Raw genomic sequence first — 19,626 nt, 5'->3', positions numbered from 1 at the left:
TCGGCCGAGGACGTCGGCCGATCGGGGCTGATCGCATCGGCAGGCGTCGCGCTACGCTCACGCACGATCACATGATCGACTAGCACGGGGGCCCTGATGGACAGACGGATGCTGGCGCGACTCGCGGTCGTACCACTGCTTTGTGGTGTGGGTCTGGTGGGGCCGGCGGTGCCCGCGGTGGCGGCGGCTCCCGCGCCGGCCGCCCAGGCGGTGGCCGCTTCGGCCACCGAGTTGTACGTGAGCAATCAGGACTGCGCGCCGAACGCCGACGGCAGCGAACAGGCGCCCTACTGCACGATCTCGGCCGCGGCGGCCGTTGTGCAGCCCGGCCAGACCGTGCTGGTGCAGCCCGGCAACTATCCAGAGTCGGTGTCCTTCACCCGGTCCGGCACGGAGACCGCCCCTATCACGTTCCGCGCGGTAAACGCCTTCAACGGGTGGGTCTACGTGGGCCGGACCGTCGGGGCGACGATCACCGGCACGATCCTGTCTCTCAAGCAGGTCCACGACGTGGTCGTGGACGGCTTCGTGGTGTACGGGCACAGTTCCAGCACGTCGCCTGCGGTGGTGATTGACGGCTCATCCCGGGTCACGCTGGATGGCGTCGCGATCCAACAGGCGTACGTGCCGGCGGCGGTACGCGTCACTGGTGCCTCCCGCGACGTGACGATCCGTCGAAACATGCTGATTAACCTCAATGGCACAGGTAACGTCGCCCTCGCTGTCGAGGGGGCCGCGACCGGCACAACTGTCGTCTCCAACCAGATCCTGGCCGGGCGGATCGGCGTCACCGACGCGCCCGGCACCACGCTCACCAACAACACGGTGACCGCAGCTTGCGGACCGGGGATCGACGTCGCCGGTGCCTCGCCCAACGCCGCCATCGAGAACAACATCGTCAAGCCCCTCACCAAGCAGCAGGCTCCGTGCAAGGTGCCGGTGGCGGAAAGTGCCATTTCGGTCTCGGCAACGTCGATGCCGGCCCTGGCTGACTACAACCTGATCGATCCGACGGCGGGCATCCATCCGTACGCCTGGGCCGGCACGACCCACCCCACCCTGGACGCCTTCCGCGCCGCCACCGGGCAAGGTGCGCACGACATCGCCGCAGATCCGTTGCTGGACCTGCAACGGGGTGGAATGCGGAGTTTCGTGCCTCTGAAGCCGGGCTCACCGGCGGTCGACTCGGCCAACGCGACGGCGCGGGGCGTTCCCGCCACCGACATGCTGGGCAATTCACACCTCGACGACCCGGAGGTGCCCAACACCGGCACCGGCAACGGCTACCACGACCGGGGCGCGGTCGAGCGGGTCGGCGGCTTCAGTTGGGGCACCGAGCCCTTCCGCCGTACCGTCGGCGGCTCGCCGCTGGACGCCACCGCTCGGAGCTCGTCCCGGTCGGATTGGGCAGCCGACGGGCCGGTGGGGACCTTCACCTACAAATTCAGTGACGCGAGGTTCTACCGGGTGAGCCGGTCCCCCGAGGAGACTCACCGGTTTCGCCAGGCGGGCCGGGCCTGCGCCTACATCCGAGCCAACCTCACCGGCAACCGAGATCAACCCGGTATCTACGGCACCCTCTGCACCGTTCTGGGGGCGCACTACACCCCGGTGTCACCGACCCGGCTGCTCGACACCCGCAGCGCGGTCGGAGTAGGGACGACGACTCCGATTCCAGCGAACTCCGACGTGGTGCTGCCGGTCAGTAGCATCGGTGGCGTGCCGGCGGCGCAGATCAGTGCCGTGGTGCTGAACGTGACGGTGGCCGAGCCGACGACCGCGGGCTTCCTGACCGTCTACCCGGACGGACCGGGCACGCCGAACGCGTCGAACGTCAATTTCGTGGCCAGGGAGACGGTGCCGAACCTGGTCACCGTACCGCTGGAGAACGGAAAGATCCGTTTCCGGAACCGCAGCGGCGGCACCGTTCACGTGATCGCCGACCTCCAGGGTCACTACAGCGCCGAGGGCGAGGGTTTCAGCGCGCTCAGTCCACAGCGGGTGCTCGACACCCGTACCGCCGGTGGCGCGTTCGCGCCGAACACCACCCGGCAGCTCGATCTTGGCCGAAAGATCCCGGCGGACGCGACCGCCGTCGTCCTCAACGTCACGGTGACCGGACCGACGGCGGGCGGAGTCCTGAAGGTCTTTCCCGCCGATGAGGTGTTGCCGGCGGCCTCGAACCTGAACTTCGTCACCGGCCAGACCATTCCGAACCTGGTCACGGTCCCGGTGGTCGGCGGGAAGGTGAGCATCCACAACCAGAGTTCCGGCAGTACGCACGTCGTCGCGGACGTGTCCGGCTACTTCGGGCCGAGCGGCCGACTGAGCTACGTGCCGAATGCCCCGGCCCGGATCGCCGACACCCGGACCGACGCCAACCGGGGCAATCGCGCGCTCAATCCACGCGAGTCGGTGACGGCCTATCCGGACTACGAGGCCGGCACGGCCTGCGGCTGCCCGCTCGTGGAGGCGGTGGTGGCGAACCTGACGGTCACCGCGCCGACCACCCCGGGCGTGCTGATCGCCCACCCCGCGGGCGAGGCACGGCCGACGGCGTCGAACGTCAATTTCGTCGCCGGGGAGACCGCGTCCAACCTCGCGATCGTCGGAGGTCGCGGGATGACTCTCTACAACAACAGTTCGGGAACCACGCACGTGATCGTGGACCAGGCAGGCGTCTTCATCGCACCGCAGTACTGACCGGTCCGGCCGGCGGCGGCCACGCTCCTCATCGGGGTGTGGCTGCCGCTGCGTCGAGACCGTCAGGGCCGGCCCCGCGCAACCAGCGGGCGGGTCGGCTCGCTCGATGCCGGCGGTGATGGGACAGCCGGTACGGCAAGCGCGGAGATAGGCTGCGCCGAGATTTGCTCGATTTCCACGGGGGGACGCGTGACGAAGAGACACAGGGCGGCGCAGCTCGCGGTCGTACCGCTGCTGGCGGGTGTGGGCCTGGTCGGGCCGGCCGCGTCGGCGGTGGCGGCACCCGCGCCAGGAGCGGTCAAGGCCGCGACCGCTGGCACCGAACTGTACGTCAGCCGGCGTGACTGCAAGCCGGCTGGCGACGGCAGCGAGGCTGCGCCCTACTGCACGATCGGCGCCGCGTTGGCTGTGGTCCAGCCGGGCCAGACGGTGCTCGTGCAGTCGGGGGACTACTCCGAGAAGGTGACGGTCACCCGGTCCGGCACGCAGTCCGCGCCGATCAAAGTGCGGGCGGTCAACACGTCACGGGGCATCGTCCGCATCGGCCACTACACGCTCAGCGGCACCCCGCTGACGATCTCCGGCGTGCACGATGTCGTGGTCGAGGGCTTCACGCTCGCCGGCCGCGGTGACGCGGTGCCGGTTCTGGTCAGCGGGGCGCAGCGGATCACCCTGGACGGTATCGCCGCGAACGGCGTGGGCGGTCTGCCCGCCGTACGGGTGACGGGCTCGTCCAGCGACGTCGTCGTCAGCCGGGGCTGGTTCACCGGGTCCGGCGCCGGGGCCACCGGCGTGGCGGTCGAGGCGGGCGTCTCAGGCGCGACTGTCACCGCCAGCACCTTCTCCAAGAGCCGGGTCGCCGTGACCGACGCGCCGGGAGCCCGGATCACCGGCAACACCGTGGTCACCGACTGCGCGACCGGGATCGTGGTGGCCGGCACCTCGACCGGCGCGAGCATCCGGAACAACATCCTGCGAACCGGTGCCGGGCCCGTCCCGGAGCCGGTGGCCTGTGCCGAGCCGACCACCGCACCCGCGATCTCGGTCTCCGCCGCCGCCTCCGGCGATGCGGAGGCCGACCACAACCTGGTCGACTCCGCGAGCGGCAGCGCCGTCTACCGGTGGGGCGACACCGATCACGCCGACCTGGCGTCGTTCCGGGCCGCGACCGGGCAGGGTGGCCACGACATCCTGGCCCCGGCCAGGCTGGGTGAGAAGCGGGGCACCGAGCGGGGTTGGTTCCCCCTGACCGCTGCCTCGCCGGCGGTCGACTCCGCCGACGCGACGGCACCCGGCACCACCCGCACCGACCTGCTGGACAACGCCCACGCCGATTCGCCCGACGTGCCCAACACCGGCACCGGCAACGGTTACCACGACCGGGGCGCGGTTGAACTCCAGGGCGGCCGGACGGTGAGCGGAAGCGGGGTCCAGAGCAAGCCGGGTGGATCCTCGTTGGACTACACCGACCCGCTGACGGTCACCCACGCGTGGCCCATCGACGGCCCGGTGGGCAAGGTGGCCCGCAGGTTCAGCAACGATCGCTACTACCGGGTGGGTCCGATCGAGCCGGCCGTTGGCCAGCTCCTCCGGGCCGGGGCGGCCTGCGTGGACAACGACGTCCGATTCGACAACTTCCGCGTGGTCCCGCCGAGCGTGCCTGTCCAGCTGAGCGGAGACTGCGCGGTGCTGGGCGCGATGTTCACCCCGGTGGCGCCGACCCGTCTGCTGGACACTCGGGCCGCCGTCGGGATCGGCACCACGGTTCCCGTCGCCGCCAACTCCGAGATCGTCCTGCCGATCATGTCGATCAACGGTGTCGCGGCCTCGAACATCACGGCGGTGGTGCTCAACGTGACGGTCACCCAGCCGACGACCCCCGGTTTCCTCACCGTCTACCCCGACGGCACGACGGCACCCCAGTCGTCGAGCGTCAACTTCGTCGCCGGCGAGACCGTGCCGAACCTGGTCACGGTGCCGATGTCCAACGGCAACCTGCGCATCCGCAACAGCGCCGGCGGGACGGTGCACGTCGTCGCCGACCTGCAGGGCTTCTACTCCGGGTTTGGCGACGGCTTCAAGCCGCTGCCGCCGACCCGGGTGCTGGACAGTCGGGCCAACGGGGACACGCCAATCCCTGCGAACAGCTATCGGGTGCTGGACCTTTCCGGGCGGGTGCCGTCGGGTGCCAAGGCCGTCGTGCTGAACGTGACGGTCACCCAGCCGACGGCGACCGGGGTCCTGACCGCGTACCCCGCGGGTTCGTCCGTGCCGACGGCGTCCAACCTGAACTTCGTCGCCGGCCAGACCATCCCCAACCTGGTGACGGTGCCGGTGGTGAACGGCCGCCTCGTCCTTCAGAACCTCAGCTCCGGCACCACCCACGTGCTCGCGGACCTGGCCGGCTGGTACGGCACCGGCGCCACCGACGGTTTCGTGCCGTACGGCCCCCAGCGGGTGCTCGACACCCGGAGCGGGTTCCGCGGCAGCAAACTTGCTCCGTTCTCGTCGATCGACCTGCTGGTGCCCTACCTCGATCCCAACGGCAACGACGACACGCCGAAGCCGACCGCCCTGGTGGCCAACCTGACGGTCACCGCGCCCACCGCCGGAGGTGTCCTCACCGGCCACCCCAGGGGCGAGGTGCCACCGGCCGCCTCGAACGTCAACTTCCTGGCCGGGGAGACCGCGTCGAACGCCGCAGTGGTCCGGGTGGGCGCCAACGGGTACGTGACGTTGTTCAACAACAGCGGTGGCAGCACGGACGTCCTGGTCGATCAGGCTGGCCACTTCATCGCCACCACCCCCTGACCGAACCGATCCGCTCCGGAGCCGGCACCACGTGTGGGTGCCGGCTCCGGCCGTTCCACCGGTGGTGGCCGATCGTCTGACGTCCCGGGTAGGGCAGTGCCGGTAGTCTCCGGCTTTCATGATCGATATGTGGACGAGGATGATCCATGAGTAGTCGTCGGTTCGCCGTATTCGCAGTCGTACCCCTTGTTCTGGGATCTCCCGGCCTGGCCGGACCGGCGGTTGCCGCCCGTGCCGTGGCGCCCGCGCCGGTCACCGTGCAACCGGCCGCCCAGGCCATCCCGCCGACCGAGCTGCACGTTAGCCAGAGGAGCTGTCGTGTCGGCGGCGGCACCGGTGGCAGTGACGACCCGTTCTGCACGATCTCGGCGGCTGCGGCAGTCGTTCAAGCGGGGCAGACCGTGCTGGTCGAGCCGGGGCACTACGAGGAGGTGTTGACGATCACGCGGTCCGGCACGGCCGACGCGCCGATCACCTTCCGCGCCTCGGCCGTCCGGGGGGATGTGCGGGTCGGCCGTGTGCGAACCATGGCGGGGCCGACCACCGGCAGCGTCGTCATCTTCGCCGGGGTGCACGACGTGGCGCTGCGGGACTTCGTCGTCGAAGGCGTGAGCGGCGCGCCAGCGTTGACGGTGGACGGCTCGGCCCGGGTCACCATCGACGGCAACGGTGTGCGCGGTGCCCAGGCCACCGGAGGCGTACGGATCACCGGTGGATCCCACGACGTGACTGTCAGCCGGCAGTGGTTCCTCATCGGCGGCGGGCCGATGGTGGCCGTCGAGGCCGACACGGTCAACGCGGTGGTCGTCGGCAACCAGGGCTACGGCCGCGCAGGGGTGGCCGTAACCGATGCCCCGGACACGGTGGTGACGGGCAACACCATCATCACCCTCTGTCGGCCGGGCATCGACCTGCTGGGTGCCTCTCCGGGCACGAGCATCCGGAACAACATCATCTCGACGGGCACCATCGCTCGGCGGGTCTGCGACGACCCGGCGGCCGCACCGGCGATCACCGTGGCACCGGCATCCACCGCTCGCAGCGTCGTCGACCACAACGTGCTCGACCCAGTTGGCGGCGGCCCCTTCTACGTCTGGAATGGTGCCGCCCACACCACCCGGGACGGCTTCGTCGCCGCCACCGGACAGGGCTCGCACGACCTGACGACGAATCCAGGGATCGATGTCGTCGACATCAACTACATGCGGAGCTGGATCACGCTCCGGCCGGGTTCACCGGCCATCGACTCGGCGGACGGATCCGCCCCCGGCGCCCTGCCGAGCGACATCCTCGGCAATCCGTACAGTGACGACCCGGCCGTAGCCAACGGCGGCACCGGCAGCGGTTACCGAGACCGGGGGGCCTGGGAACGCCAGGGTCCGATGGACGTCGGTGCGACCGATGTTCGGCGGGCGGTTGGCGGCGGCCCCTTCGACACGGTGGCGACCAGCACCCCGACCCACAGTTGGCCGGTCGAGAGTGAGCAGGGCAGGTTCGCGTTCCGCTTCGGCGACGAGACCAGCCCGCACATCACCGATGTGCCGCGAGCCAGCCACACCTTCCGCCGCGCCGGATCCGCCTGCGTCGAGTACTTCGCCAACGCCAACGGCTTCCGCCACGCCAGCGGCGGGTACGCGAGCCGGTCGTGCACGGTGACCGGCGCGTACTACACGGCGGTCGCGCCGACCCGGCTGCTGGACACCCGTGCGGCCCTCGGCATCCCGACCACTGTGCCGGTTCCCGCCGGCGGCCGGGTGATGCTCGACCTGCCCCAACTCGGAGGGGTGCCGGCCGCCGACATCAGCTCGATCGTCGTGAACGTCACCGTCACCAGTCCCGCGAGGGCCGGGTTCGTGAAGGTCTACCCCGACGCCACCATGGGCACCAGCACGTCGAGCGTCAACTTCGTGGCCAACGAGACGGTGCCCAATCTGGTCACCGTTCCGCTGAAGGACGGACGGATCTACCTGGAGAACGCGAGCGGCGGGACCGTCCACCTGATCGCCGATCTCCAGGGCTACTACAGCGCCCGTGGCTCGGGCTTCGCGCCGGTCGCACCGAAGCGGGTGCTGGACACCCGGTCGGGAGCGGCGAAGCCGATCGCCCCGAACGCCGATCTGCGCCTGGATCTCTCCAGCGTCCTGCCGGCCGACGCGACGGCCGCGATCCTCAACGTCACCGTCACCCAGCCGACCAGAGCCGGTGTGCTCGCCGTCTACCCGGACGGAACACCCGCACCGGTGGCGTCCAACCTCAACTTCGTGGCGGGCCAGACGATTCCCAACCTGGTCTCCGTGCGGGTCGTCGACGGCAGGGTGGCGATCCGCAACGCCAGCTCCGGCACCACCCACGTCGTCGCCGACCTGGCGGGCTACTTCGGGTCCGCGGCCTCCGGCGCCACCCAGACCTACGTGCCGTTCGGGCCGGCGCGGAGCGCCGACAGCCGCACCGGCGACGGCCTGATCGGCCGCGCCGCAGGCCCGCTGGAGAAGCAGGCGGTGGCGAGCGTCAAGGCGTGGTATTACAAGGCGTTTGATGGCGGCGGATGCGGGTCGGACTGCCCGGAGCCGACGGCCGTGGTGGCCAACCTGACCGTCACCGCTCCGACCAGCGCGGGGGTGCTCACCGGCTATCCCTACCTGAAAAACCCGCCCACCGCGTCGAACGTCAATTTCCTCGCCGATGAGACAGCCGCGAACCTCGCGGTCATCAAGACCGGCGGCGCCAGGATCTCCCTGTACAACAACAGCTCCGGCAGTAGCCACGTGATCGTCGACCAGGCTGGCTACTTCATCGCCGCCGCCTCCTGACCGACCCGTTCCGACCCGGAGCCGGCCCCGTTCGCGGTGCCGGCTCCGGCCGTTGTCCCGGCGGTGAACCGATCGCGATCCGACCCGGCCCGACGACGGGTCGGTCGAGCCGCCTGCCGGGCGAGGGCTTCTTCCTTGCCGACGCGACCCAGTTGGTCACCCAGCACGGTCGCTCAGTCAGCTGATCACCCAGGAAGCACTAGAGGGCACATCCATCGATCGGATGTGCCCTCTTACCTGGTCGGGGTGGCCGGATTCGAACCGACGACCTCTTCGTCCCGAATTACGTCCGGTCACTCGACGGGCCTCGGATTCCCGCAATACGTGCAGGTCGCGCCGTTGGGATGCGTTGGTCTAGACGCGACGCTGATGCCAGGCATTACTAGATCATCTCCCAAGTCTCTCCCCGCAGTTCAAAGATCTTGCAACGAGAGCGTCACGCTGGACGTCTTGCCTAGCCACTACTGACTGACCGGACCGCGAGGCGACCGGGTGGCGAAGGGTTGAGTCTTGTCGAGTGACGCATGGACGACACTGCCCGTGTTGATTGGCGCGGGAACTACCGTCTTGGTTGCGCTTATCCGAACATGGGCAGTGGTGAGGTGCCGCCGGATCCAGGCGCAAGCACGCTGCGAGATCGTTCGCTCCTTGATTCCAGGGAGCCGGATGATCGACGCGCACGGCGGCAGCCTCACCGTGGAGGTAGCCACAAGAGGCCGGCGAGAGGGGTAGCGATGGCGATGATTAAGGATTGGCCAAGCCTGGCTGCCTGCCAAAGTACCGAGGCGAACGCGATGCTTGTCTTCGGCGGGCAGCAGAATGTAGCGAAGAAGTTGTGTCGCACTTGCCCAGTCCGCTATGAATGCCTAGCGGACGCCCTAGACAATCGCATTAAAGTTGGCGTTTGGGGCGGAATGACTGAACGTGAGCGGCAAGCGCTCCTCAACAAACATCCGCAAGTTTTGAGTTGGCGGAAGATGTTCGAGGCCGCGATGCGCAAGCAGACTCGCAGCACGACGACAACCCGAGACGTCCGGGACGAGTTCGCCGCACTGCAAGAGTCGATGACAGCTAATGAGTATGCAGTCTGTTATGAGCAGGAGCGCCTACCACTAGTAAGGTTTCTAATTTATCGAGGAGCTGCACCACAAGACGCATTCGATGCGGCTCAACATGCTTTCGTGGAGGCATGGCGGCGCTGGGAGCAAATCCATAACCCGAGGACGTGGCTCCGTACGGTGGCCATTCGAGCAGTCGCGAAGGCCAATCAGCCGACGGTTCCTCTCGATGAGAAATATGATATCGCTGACTCCGCGCCACTAGGTAGCCAGGTGTCGGAGGAGACGATGGACCTTGTGGCGGCGTTACGTCAATTGCCGCCCGCGCAGCGAGAAATTATGGTTTGGACAATCGACGGCTTCGCACCGTCGGAGATCGCCAAAGAGCTTGGGCTTAGTCCGGAGGCTGCCCGGCAGGGCTTGCACCGCGCCCGGGAAAACATGAAAAGCATACTCTTCCCGAAGGAAGGGCGAAGGTCATGACGCCTCATGACGCGGGTGTTCCGGACAAGGCAGACGCTGCCCTCGATGCCCTTATTGGGGCGGCTCAAGATGAAATGCTTCTCGCCATCAGCGCCCAATCTGCGGAGCAGGCGGATTACCTGGACGCTCGACTAGATGCTCGGCTACATGCCGCGAATGAGGAGATCCTCGAACTTCTTCGCCGCCTCGATAATTCCAGTGTTGTCGGCCCTGTCGCCGCCGCCCGCGTTACACCCAGCCTGTAGGTATGATTCAGTGCTGTGCAACTACTCCATTGACTGGGGCTCAGTGCCTGACTGGTTGGCTGGAATCGGCACCGTCGGCACTCTCGCCTTCTTCGGTATGCAACTCCGCAATGACAAGCGCCGCCACCGCACGGAGGAACAGCGGAGGGTGGACGAGGCCCGCGACCGAGAGGCATCTCAGGCACGCCTTGTCGCGTCCCGGGCGCGGTGGGACTACGGGCCCTCTAGTGGGTATGCGGCCCGGATCACTGTGCGGAACGACTCTCCCTTCCCGATTACTGATGTGCAGGCCCAGCTCGTGAGCCGGGGGGATCAACCGCCTAGCGTCGCCCTTTGGGAGATCGCAGCAGGACTGCCGCAGCCAGTGATCGATCCAGGTGGATTAAGCGAATTTAGGCTGGTTCCTCCCTATCAGCCTTCGGCACCCGAGGACGGTATGGACGCGGCGAGCTACGACGCGCCCAAGAAGTTGTTTGTTCCCTGCATCGCGTTCACGGATTCTGTTGGCCTTCGCTGGACACGTACCGAAAGTGAGCAGCCACGCCGGCTCGTCGCCGACTAGGAATGCGGACGCGGCTCCCAGCAGGTCCTAGCCGATGAGTCAAGGTGCGAGCCGCGATCCACTGTGTCCGTTGGCCGACATGCCGAAAACGCTGTACTCGTCTCGCGGGTCACCTGTAGTGGGTCAGTTACGAGATGATGTCGGGATGCCCTCGAACCTTCCCGAGCCGGTCGGCGAACATGGGATCGAGGTAGAGCGCGATTTCGACCCGCAAGGCTCGATTCGCCTCCGAATCGAGCCTGGCTTTGTAATAATTGTGAGAGACGTGTCATAGCTACCTGCCATGGGTTGAATTCTGGCGACTGAATGATCGTCACCTCAATGACGGGGCAGCGCGCGGCTGGAACCTCATCGGCTGCGCTCCCACCTCCGGAGGGCGTGGGTGCTGTAGGCCGCATCCTGCCTTTGAGCTGGGCGAGTGTCGCGCGTGGACGGGCACCGCTCGCAACTTTGGCACGTATTTGGCACAGCTCGACAGCCGCCGCCGTAGGGAGAGGTCGGATGCATGGCTCGAAGAGGACGTACGGCTCTATGGCTTAGGGGCTTCATCGGTGTCCCGTGACTCGCCGTCGTTCGAGGTCTCAGCTTGAGGGGGTGCCACCCCGACAGACCAAAGCCCGTCAGGCGCTTGAATGAGAGCCCTCCAAGTCGATGGTATGTACCGCACGTCCGCGAGGCGGCAGCCTTCCAAGTGGATTGGCCCATGAAAGACGATCGTCCGGAGACTTGCGCCTTGCTCGAACCGGGCACCTCGTAGGTCGATACCCTGAAGCAGCCACACGGCGTCCCATTTGCTATCAGAGTGGAATGTGACGTCACGCATTTCCACCCGGTCCCTAAACCGTGCTCCCACCAGAAGGCTAGTCCCCTCGAACCGCACATCATTCAAGCGGGCGGTCCCTTGGATCTCGGCATCCCGTGCGCTCATGTCTCCGCGAAATCGCGACCCACGTAGCTCTAAATCCCCCCGAAAGTGCGTTTGCCGCATCGAAACATCGCGGAATTCCGCATTGCTTAAATTCGCTTGTGCCCAGAAAATGGCGGAGCGCAGGTTAAGGACACCTTCAAGCTTGGCGTGCCCCATGTAGATGCCTTCGTGGAAATGGGCGCGTTCCAGATCTACCTTCTTGAAACAGTGTACTGCCGACAGTCCCAAGGCCCCCCAAAAGGTCACGTGGGTGCCGAGCAGGCTCCCCATGAATCGGGCCTCGCCAAAGTCCACCTTAGCGTGGAATTGCGCGCCGATGAGTAGGATGTCGCCGTGAAACTGCGCTTTGCGAAATCGCGCACTGCCATAGAGTTGGGCACCCCGTAGGTCTAGCCCGTCGACATGACACTTCCACAGGTCGAAGTCAACCAGGACTGCGTCCACAAGGTCGAGGCTCATCCGTTCGCCTTCGGTTCCGCGCCAAAATGAAGGCGGTTCCGGGTCTTCTGCGTTGTCAGCGCGTAGGTGATTTCCTAGCAGGCGTTGAGCCGTCAGTCGAACCTGTAGTTCCTCGCGTCGCATTGACTGTTCCTCTGGATCGAACTCTTCCTCCGGCGACACGAAATGAGGCGAACTTTGCGGGCTCCTGTTGAGAACCTCTTGCGGCGGCGTGTACGGCATCCTCAGATATGCACACAAAACATCCGCGACGGTTTGACGAAGCTTAGGCGTGTCTTGGCCGAGCCTCTCAAGGGCGTAGAGCCCTGCCAGCCGAACCGCAGCTTTGTCGCTGCCTAGTTGTCCCGCTGCGGCAATGTATAGCCCCGTGATTCTTTGCTCTATCGCGTCGTGCTCCGTGAATCGCTGAGCACGCTCACTCAACGCCTGTCGTCGTAGCGTGAGTAGAAGTGTTATGCCAGCCGCAAGGCCGGCCGCCACCGTCAATGCAGTCTTGATGCGGTCAAGGCGTAGCCGTTCCGGATCCTTCACTGTCGGCGTGATTGGTGACCACACGCCTAGCAGCCACATGGCTGCGAATCCGCCGAGGAGGACCACCATCACCACTGCTGTTACCACCGGCCACAGGCGAAGCACGTGCAGAGGCTCCTGAAGCTCCCTAAGAGGGTCCGCTCGTCTCCGCTTCAGCCGCCAACGCGCCGTTGATCGCATGCCGGCCATTATGTCTATCGGATGCCAGCAGGCGGTACCGCCTCTGCGGCCATGAATCACTCAGAGGTCGTGCGGGAGGCGACGCGCGTCAAGGTGCTGGCTGCGGCCGAAGACCTCGGATACGTCCGTGGCGCTGGATCGTCGGGAGAGCTTGCAGCTCATTGGCGGCGCAACAGCTTTGCTACGTGGCTTTTCCACCCGTCGGCCACTGGCTGGTATCCGAAGAAAGCACCGCAGGAGGCGCGACCGGTGCCGCTGCTGGCTGACCCATGGCCAGGTGTGCCCGCGCGTGGCCGGAACGGTGCCGCACGAGCTGAATCGTGTTGGCTGCCGATCGCGCCCGGTCTGACGCCGCACGGACTTCGGCACACGCACAAGACGGTCATGGTCGGCGCGGGCATTCCTTCGAAGCTGATGGATGACCGGATGGGGCACGAGGATGGGTCGGTGCAGGCTCGCTATTCGCACGTCACGCAGGACATGCGGCAACGCCTCGTGGTCGCGCTCACTGGCCTGTGGGAAGCGTCGCTTGCGGCCCGCCGAGGGATGTCGCCCGGCTCACCTGTGCGCGCGCTCGACCGGCTGTTGAAGGTGCCTGCCTAGAGGTCCCGGGAGACGCGTTCTTCAAGATTTTCTCCCAGATTTCTCCCAGGGGCACTCTCGGGAGACAGTTCAGGGCCGGTCTCCTTTGCGGGAGACCGGCCCTGAACTGGCCTTACCTCTGGTCGGGGTGGCCGGATTCGAACCGACGACCTCTTCGTCCCGAACGAAGCGCGCTACCAAGCTGCGCCACACCCCGAGGCGTGCCGACAAATAGTAGCCCACCCGCCGCGATGGTCAAACTCGGTATCCCCGCCGGGCGGACCCCGCCTAGAACAGCCAAGATCCGCACAACTTCGGGGATGTTGGGGTCTCCCAGCGCGGTGAGGCACCTAAAACCCTGAAGTTGCGCGGATCTTGACGCCGGACGCCGGACGCCGGGTGGCGGGTGGCGGACGGCGGGTGGCGGACGGCGGGGGAGTGGTGGTCAGCGGGGGATCAGGGTGAGGATGCTCGCCTCCGGGGGGCAGGCGAAGCGGACCGGCGCGGTCGGGTGGGTGCCGAGGCCGGCGGAGACGTGCAGCCAGGAGTCCGAGCCCGGCCACCTGTGCAACCCGCGCGCCATCGAGCGCGGCAGCCCACAGTTGGTCACCAGCGCCCCGAAGCCCGGCACGCAAACCTGACCGCCGTGGGTGTGCCCGGCCAGCATCAGCCCGAAGCCGTCCGCGGCCATCTGGTCGAGCAACCGCGGTTCGGGTGAGTGCGCGAGTGCGATGGACAGGTCGGACGAGGACGAGACGGCCCCGGACACCGCGTCGTAGTCGTCCCGGTCGATGTGGGGGTCGTCCACGCCGACCAGTTCGAGTTCCCGGCCGCCGGCCTTCACTGTGGTACGGGCGTTGTTGAGGTCCGCCCAGCCGGCCCCGGTGAACACCTGGCGCAGCTCCTCGTAGGGCAGGTCGACGCCCTCGGTGTACTCCCGGTCGGGCAGGAAGTAGGTGAACGGGTTCTTCAGGACCGGCCCGGTGTAGTCGTTGGAGCCGAAGACGAACGCCCCCGGGTAGTCCAGCAGCGGTTGCAGCGCCCGCAGCACCCCGGGCACCGCGTCGGGGTGCGCCATGTTGTCGCCGGTCACCACGACGAGGTCCGGGTCGAGGGCGGCCAGCGACGCCACCCAGCGCTGCTTGCGCGCCTGGTTGGGCATCATGTGCAGGTCCGACAGGTGCAGCACGCGCAGCGGCTCCGCGTCGGCCGGCAGCATCGGTACGTCGTACCGCCGCAGGGTGAACATGTTGCGCTCGATGAGCGACGCGTACGCCAGGGTGGCCGCGCCGACCGCGGCGGTTCCGGCGGCGAGTCGGAATAGTGTGCGCTTTCGCATGGCGTTCAGGGTAGTTTGACCGTCCATGAGCACGCTGAAGGACCGCCTCACCACCGACATGCGTTCCGCACTCAAGGCGCGCGACGAGCTGACCACCTCCACGCTGCGGATGGCCCTGGCTGCCGTCGGCACCGCCGAGGTCGCCGGCAAGGCCAAGCGCGAACTCACCGACGACGAGGTGCTCGCGGTGCTGACCAGGGAGGCCAAGAAGCGTCGGGAGGCGGCCACCGCCTTCGCCGACGCGGGCCGCGCCGAGCAGGCCGCCAAGGAGACCGCCGAGGGTGAGGTGCTGGACCGCTATCTGCCCCGGCAGCTCTCGGACACCGCGCTGACCGACCTGGTGTCGGCCGCGCTGGCCGAGGGCGGCTTCACCGGCAAGGCCCAGATGGGCCCGGCGATGAAGGCGGCTCAGGCCGCGGTGGCCGGCCAGGCCGAGGGGGGCCGGGTGGCCTCCGAGGTACGCCGACAGCTCGGCCTCTGACCGGCGGCACCCAGACCAGCGAGGTTCCTGACACGCCTGATCCTGGCACTGCGCGACACCGCGCGTTTCGGGGCAGTCCGAACGTGGTCCGGGTAGACGGAAAGGGCGGGCTCCCTGAGGGTGCCCGCCCTTTCGTACGCCCTGCTCGTCGGCTCAGCCGCCGGGGCGGCCCGTGCCGGGCTGGCCCGGCTTGTTCGATGGGAGAATCCCGCCGCCGCTGCTGACCTGGATGGTGACCACGCCGCCCTTGATGGTGCGCCCGTCCGGGCTGGTGCCGGCGACGGTGCCAGCCGGGCAGGTGGACGCCACCTTCGTGTCGGAGACCGTCGGCTCGAAGCCCGCGTCCCTCAGTCGGGACTTCGCGGCGTCCACCGTCTGGCACTTCACGTCGGGAATGCTGCGCTGGTCACCCTCGGAGATCTTCTGGCCCGGCGGCTCGAACTGGATCTTCGGCTTGCCCTTCATGGCATCCCGCAGTGTCTCCCACACCGGCGGGTTGATGCCGTCCTTCTCCTTGTGCTTCATCTTGACGTTGGTCTGCGGCCAGTCCGGGTCGGCCATGATGCCGGCGACCGCGTACTGCTTGGTCATCGCGACCAGGGCGGCCGTCTTCTCGGAGTCGGTGGTGCCGGACTTGCCGGCCACCGGGTAACCGACGTCGCTGCGCACGTTGCCGGCGGTGGCGCCCGTGCACTGGGAGGACGTCGACCGGTCACCGACCGGGCAGCGAGCCGCGTCGACCGCGGCGCGGGCGACCTCGGTGCTGAACCGCTTCTCGCAGCGCGGGTTGGCGATGTCCAGCTTCTTGCCGTCCGGGTCCCGGATCTCCTGCACCGGGATCGGCTCGCAGTACTTGCCGTCCGCGGCCAGGGTGGCGTAGGCATTGGCCAGATCAAGCGGGGTGGTCTGCGAGACGCCCAGGGTGAACGCGCCCCACTGGTGCGCCCCCCGCTCCAGGTCCAGATCCTCCTGGGCTCGGAAGTTGATCCCCAGTCGCTTGGCGGCCTTGACCACGTTCTCCGCGCCGACCTGCTGCTGCAGTGGCACGAAGAAGGTGTTCACCGAGCGGCCGAACGCGCTCCACATGTTGTGCACGCCCGCCATGCTGTCGGTCGAGTTGGTGGGGCAGTAGAAGCTGGTCCCCGGGCAGGCGGCCTTACCTGGCTGAATGATGTATTCCGATTTGAACTGCTTCGGCGCGTTGATGGTGTAGCTGAGGGGAATGCCCTTCTCCAGCGCGGCCACGATGGTGAACATCTTGAAGGTCGAGCCGGCCTGGTAGCCGGTGATGCCGTCGCCGCCGGTGAGCAGCGGGTTGACCGTCGCCGGGTAGTTGCCCCGGATGCCCTTCTTGCTCTTCGCGGGATCGCTGGAGATCTTGTTCGTCGGGTTCTTGGGGTCGTCCAGTTTGAACTGCCTGTTGACCGCGAGCGCCCGGACCCGGCCGGTGCCCGGCTCGACCACCGCGACCATGGCGGCTTCCTTGCTGTTCTCGCTCTTGGCCTTACGGACCGCCCTGTCCGCGCCCTTCTGGGCCTGGACGTCGATCGAGGTCACGATCGTGTAGCCGCCGCTCTTCAGCCGCCGCTCACGGTCGTACGTGGTCGAGCCGAACGTCTCCTGCTGCATCCACCAGCGGTAGAAGTAGTCGCAGAAGAAGCCCCAGTTGTTGACGTTGGCGGAGACGCAACCGTTCGGGGTGCGCTTGTCCTTCGGCTCGAGCTTGACGGCCTTGGCCGCGTCGGCCTCCTGCTGGGTGATGGCCTTGATGTCGACCATGTTCTGGATGACGTAGTCGCGCCGGTCCAGGGCGAGCGGATAGCCCGCCTTGGTGGTGGGGTCGTTGGTGGTGGGCGCCTTCACCATGCCGGCCAGCAGCGCCGCTTCCTCGATCTTGAGCTTGCTCGGCGGCTTACCGAAGTAGACCTGGCTGGCGGCGTAGATGCCGTACGCGCCGTTGCCGAACGAGGCGAGGTTGAGGTAGCGGGTGAGGATCTCGTCCTTGGAGAACTCCTTGTCGACCTGCAGGGCCAGCTTCATCTCGCGGAGCTTGCGAGCGCTGGTGTCCTCGGTCGCGGCGACCACGTCGGCCGGGTGGGTCGCCGAGTAGGCGATGGCCAGCCGGACGTACTGCATGGTCAGCGTCGAGGCGCCCTGCCGGCCGGCGGCCTCGTTCTGGTTGTTCACGAACGCGCGGGCGACACCGTTGATGTCGACGCCGTTGTGCTTGTAGAAGTCGTGGTCCTCGGCCGCGATGATGGCCTTCTGCATGTACGGCGAGATGTCGGCGAGCTTCACGTCCCGCCGGTTCTCGTCGTACATCGTGGCGAGCGGTGTCTTGGCGTCCGAGGCCAGCAGGTAGCTGATCTGTGGCGCCCGAGCCACTGTGAACGCCGTGGGCAGGGCATCGAAGGTCTCGGCGCCGGCCTTTGCGGCCAGGCCGGACATCGCCACTGCGGGGAAGGCCGCCGCAGCGACCACCACGCCAGCCAACAGGCCACATATGAGCAGCGATGCGGCGTTGGTCAGCACATTGTGGTCACGTTTCCGCATCCAGGTCACCTCGGCATGGTACGCGAGTAGGGAACGAGGGGCGCCTGGGCGTGTTTCCCCATTTCCTGCGCGCGCTGCCCTCGTTGTGCTAAACGCACGACCCCCGGTGCGTGGTTGCGTGTGAACTGCCGCGAGTCTCCTCCGACCTGAGGAAAGGGCGCAGCGTTTTCGCGGACCTCGGCGGGGTAACCGGCGGTCGAGAGCCCGGGAAGCCGGGAGTGTCCGGAATGATGGATTTCGCCGACAACGTTGCGTAATCAGTCGACTACAGAGCATGATGAGGGCGGCGACAGCGCCACATGTCGTCCGCGCCGCCTTGGGGAAGGCAGGCCGGGCGATCGGGGGGAAATTGCCGGCTGACGTGCAACGAGGTCGGTAGGTACTGCAAGGGGGGACGTGTACACATGGGCATGATCACTGACTGGCCGTCGCAGGCGGCGTGTCAGAACGGGGACCCGGACGCGTTGTTCGTACAGGGCGCCGAACAGAACGTGGCGAAGCGGATCTGCCGGAGCTGCCCAGTTCGGTACGAGTGCCTGGCCGACGCGCTGGACAACCGGATCGAGTTCGGTGTGTGGGGTGGCATGACCGAACGCGAACGGCGGGCGCTACTGCGTCGTCACCCGCAGGTGACGAGCTGGCGCAAGATGTTCGAGGCAGCGATGAAGAAGAACAGCAAGGACAAGGCCGGCAAGGACAAGATCCTCGTTAGCGCTGCCACCTGAAGCCGGTCACGGCCGGCTGATCGCCGCGCCGATCGTCCGCAGCCCGTCGACGTCGTGCACGTCGGCGGGCTGCGCCGTCACCGACACCGACGGCACCGCCGGGAACGCCTCGGTGAACCGCGCGGCCACCTGCTGCTCGCGTACCGCCTGACGGGCCAGCGCGGCGTGCGCCCGCAGCACCTCGGCGGTGGCCTCATGCCCACCCAGCTCGGTCAGCCGCTCCGCGGCGACCCGGCTCCGCTCGGCGTCCAGCTCCGGCACCGCCGGCCGGTGCACCCGGTTGAGCACCAGGCCGGCCAGCGGCATCTTCTCCTCCCGCAGCCGGCCCGCGAAGTAGGCGGCCTCCCGGACCGCGTCCGGCTCGGGCGCCGCGACCAGCACGAAGGCCGTCTCCCGTGCCTGCAGGATGCGGTACGTCTGCTCGGCCCGTTGGCGAAAGCCGCCGAACATCGAGTCCAGTGCGGCCACGAAGCCGGACAGGTCGGTGAGCAACTGCGCGCCGAGCACCTTCTGGACCACCTTCGAGAACATCCCGAACGAGGCCGTGACCAGGCTGAACATGCTCCGTCCACCGCTGCGTGCGGGGGCCAGCAGCAGTCGCAGCATCCGGCCGTCGAGAAATCGGGATAGCCGGGCCGGCGCGTCGAGGAAATCCAGTGCCGAGCGGGACGGCGGGGTGTCGACGACGATCAGGTCCCACTCGCCCCGGGCGTGCAGCTGACCCAGCTTCTCCATCGCCATGTATTCCTGTGTGCCGGCGAAGGTCGAGCTCATCGCCTGGTAGAACGGGTTGGCGAAGATCTCCGCCGCCTTCGCCGGCTCGGTGTGCTGGAGCACCACGTCGTCGAAGGTGCGCTTCATGTCCAGCATCATGGCGTGCAGTTCGCCGCCGCTGCTCTCGACGTCGATCCCCTTGACCTGGCGGGGGGTGTTGTCCAACTCGGTCAGGCCCAGCGACTGAGCCAGCCGGCGCGCCGGGTCGATGGTGAGCACCACCGTGCGGCGGCCGTGCTGCTCGGCGGCCCGCAGCGCCAGCGCGGCGGCCGTGGTCGTCTTGCCCACCCCGCCGGCACCGCAGCACACGATGATCCGCACGCCCGGGTCGGCGAGGATTCGGTCGACGTCCAGCTGCGGCGCCGCGTCTTCGGAAGGCACCAATCGAGCGTATCGGGCCGG

11 protein-coding genes, 1 tRNA gene and 2 pseudogenes are annotated in these 19,626 nt (G+C 67.5%); 9 read left to right on the top strand and 5 right to left on the bottom strand.

Annotated elements, in window-relative coordinates:
* The first annotated feature begins 96 nt into the window (after positions 1-96).
* From ACLJN9_RS28495 to ACLJN9_RS28470, 6 genes and pseudogenes are all read left to right on the top strand, one after another.
* Positions 97-2,703: a right-handed parallel beta-helix repeat-containing protein gene (locus ACLJN9_RS28495; RefSeq protein WP_410814715.1), complete on the top strand. Its 2,607-nt coding sequence runs from the start codon at positions 97-99 to the stop codon at positions 2,701-2,703.
* 189 nt (positions 2,704-2,892) lie between these two features.
* Positions 2,893-5,514, top strand: coding sequence for a NosD domain-containing protein (locus ACLJN9_RS28490; protein ID WP_410814713.1), 2,622 nt, complete (start codon positions 2,893-2,895; stop codon positions 5,512-5,514).
* 146 nt (positions 5,515-5,660) lie between these two features.
* Complete coding sequence (locus ACLJN9_RS28485; protein ID WP_410814711.1) at positions 5,661-8,324, top strand: right-handed parallel beta-helix repeat-containing protein; 2,664 nt, start codon at positions 5,661-5,663, stop codon at positions 8,322-8,324.
* 734 nt (positions 8,325-9,058) lie between these two features.
* A pseudogene (locus ACLJN9_RS28480) lies at positions 9,059-9,334 on the top strand (WhiB family transcriptional regulator); the annotation flags it as partial.
* Entirely contained in the window at positions 9,317-9,865 is a 549-nt protein-coding gene (locus tag ACLJN9_RS28475; protein WP_410814788.1) for a sigma-70 family RNA polymerase sigma factor, read from the top strand. The pseudogene ACLJN9_RS28480 and the gene ACLJN9_RS28475, both read left to right, overlap by 18 nt.
* The gene (locus ACLJN9_RS28470) at positions 9,862-10,110 is read left to right on the top strand and encodes a hypothetical protein (RefSeq protein WP_410814710.1); all 249 of its coding nucleotides are present in this window, start codon (positions 9,862-9,864) and stop codon (positions 10,108-10,110) included. Before ACLJN9_RS28475 ends, ACLJN9_RS28470 begins: the two co-directional genes overlap by 4 nt.
* A 1,091-nt stretch (positions 10,111-11,201) precedes the next feature.
* On the opposite strand, the gene ACLJN9_RS28465 is transcribed toward ACLJN9_RS28470, so the two are convergent.
* The gene (locus ACLJN9_RS28465; RefSeq protein WP_410814709.1) at positions 11,202-12,695 is read right to left on the bottom strand and encodes a pentapeptide repeat-containing protein; all 1,494 of its coding nucleotides are present in this window, start codon (positions 12,693-12,695) and stop codon (positions 11,202-11,204) included.
* A gap of 102 nt (positions 12,696-12,797) precedes the next feature.
* On the opposite strand from ACLJN9_RS28465, the pseudogene ACLJN9_RS28460 reads away from it, so the two are divergent.
* A pseudogene (locus tag ACLJN9_RS28460) lies at positions 12,798-13,373 on the top strand (tyrosine-type recombinase/integrase); the annotation flags it as partial.
* A gap of 119 nt (positions 13,374-13,492) precedes the next feature.
* On the opposite strand, the gene ACLJN9_RS28455 reads toward ACLJN9_RS28460, so the two are convergent.
* Together ACLJN9_RS28455 and ACLJN9_RS28450 are read right to left on the bottom strand one after the other, a co-directional pair.
* Positions 13,493-13,569, bottom strand: a tRNA-Pro gene (locus ACLJN9_RS28455).
* A gap of 228 nt (positions 13,570-13,797) precedes the next feature.
* On the bottom strand, positions 13,798-14,691 hold the full coding sequence (locus ACLJN9_RS28450; RefSeq protein WP_410814708.1) for a metallophosphoesterase: 894 nt from the start codon (positions 14,689-14,691) through the stop codon (positions 13,798-13,800).
* Positions 14,692-14,716: 25 nt separating this feature from the next.
* Between ACLJN9_RS28450 and ACLJN9_RS28445 the strand changes: the two genes are divergently transcribed.
* Positions 14,717-15,172: a GatB/YqeY domain-containing protein gene (locus tag ACLJN9_RS28445; protein WP_410814707.1), complete on the top strand. Its 456-nt coding sequence runs from the start codon at positions 14,717-14,719 to the stop codon at positions 15,170-15,172.
* A gap of 153 nt (positions 15,173-15,325) precedes the next feature.
* Here the strand turns inward: ACLJN9_RS28445 and ACLJN9_RS28440 are convergent, their stop codons facing one another.
* Positions 15,326-17,725 (bottom strand): penicillin-binding protein, encoded by a 2,400-nt coding sequence (locus tag ACLJN9_RS28440; protein ID WP_410814706.1) that lies wholly within the window; start codon positions 17,723-17,725, stop codon positions 15,326-15,328.
* A gap of 404 nt (positions 17,726-18,129) precedes the next feature.
* Here ACLJN9_RS28440 and ACLJN9_RS28435 point away from each other — a divergent pair, with 404 nt between their 5' ends.
* Positions 18,130-18,450 (top strand): WhiB family transcriptional regulator, encoded by a 321-nt coding sequence (locus ACLJN9_RS28435; RefSeq protein WP_410814705.1) that lies wholly within the window; start codon positions 18,130-18,132, stop codon positions 18,448-18,450.
* Positions 18,451-18,456: 6 nt separating this feature from the next.
* Here the strand turns inward: ACLJN9_RS28435 and ACLJN9_RS28430 are convergent, their stop codons facing one another.
* Positions 18,457-19,608, bottom strand: a complete 1,152-nt coding sequence (locus ACLJN9_RS28430; RefSeq protein WP_410814704.1) for an ArsA family ATPase — start codon at positions 19,606-19,608, stop codon at positions 18,457-18,459.
* Positions 19,609-19,626 lie beyond the last annotated feature (18 nt).

Origin of the sequence: Micromonospora sp. 067-2, assembly GCF_046549295.1 — a bacterium.
GTDB lineage: Bacteria > Actinomycetota > Actinomycetes > Mycobacteriales > Micromonosporaceae > Micromonospora.
The sequence above is the reverse complement of the archived record's forward strand: the minus strand, read 5'-3'. Positions and strand labels throughout refer to the sequence as shown.

What these genes read in the sequence shown, in the direction of transcription:
- ACLJN9_RS28435 (WP_410814705.1), top strand. Translation starts at nt 18,130, where the DNA reads ATGGGCATGATCACTGACTGGCCGTCGCAGGCGGCGTGTCAGAACGGG.
- ACLJN9_RS28470 (WP_410814710.1), top strand. Translation starts at nt 9,862, where the DNA reads ATGACGCCTCATGACGCGGGTGTTCCGGACAAGGCAGACGCTGCCCTC.
- ACLJN9_RS28450 (WP_410814708.1), bottom strand. Translation starts at nt 14,691, where the DNA reads ATGCGAAAGCGCACACTATTCCGACTCGCCGCCGGAACCGCCGCGGTC.
- ACLJN9_RS28485 (WP_410814711.1), top strand. Translation starts at nt 5,661, where the DNA reads ATGAGTAGTCGTCGGTTCGCCGTATTCGCAGTCGTACCCCTTGTTCTG.
- ACLJN9_RS28475 (WP_410814788.1), top strand. Translation starts at nt 9,317, where the DNA reads ATGCGCAAGCAGACTCGCAGCACGACGACAACCCGAGACGTCCGGGAC.
- ACLJN9_RS28495 (WP_410814715.1), top strand. Translation starts at nt 97, where the DNA reads ATGGACAGACGGATGCTGGCGCGACTCGCGGTCGTACCACTGCTTTGT.
- ACLJN9_RS28445 (WP_410814707.1), top strand. Translation starts at nt 14,717, where the DNA reads ATGAGCACGCTGAAGGACCGCCTCACCACCGACATGCGTTCCGCACTC.
- ACLJN9_RS28440 (WP_410814706.1), bottom strand. Translation starts at nt 17,725, where the DNA reads ATGCGGAAACGTGACCACAATGTGCTGACCAACGCCGCATCGCTGCTC.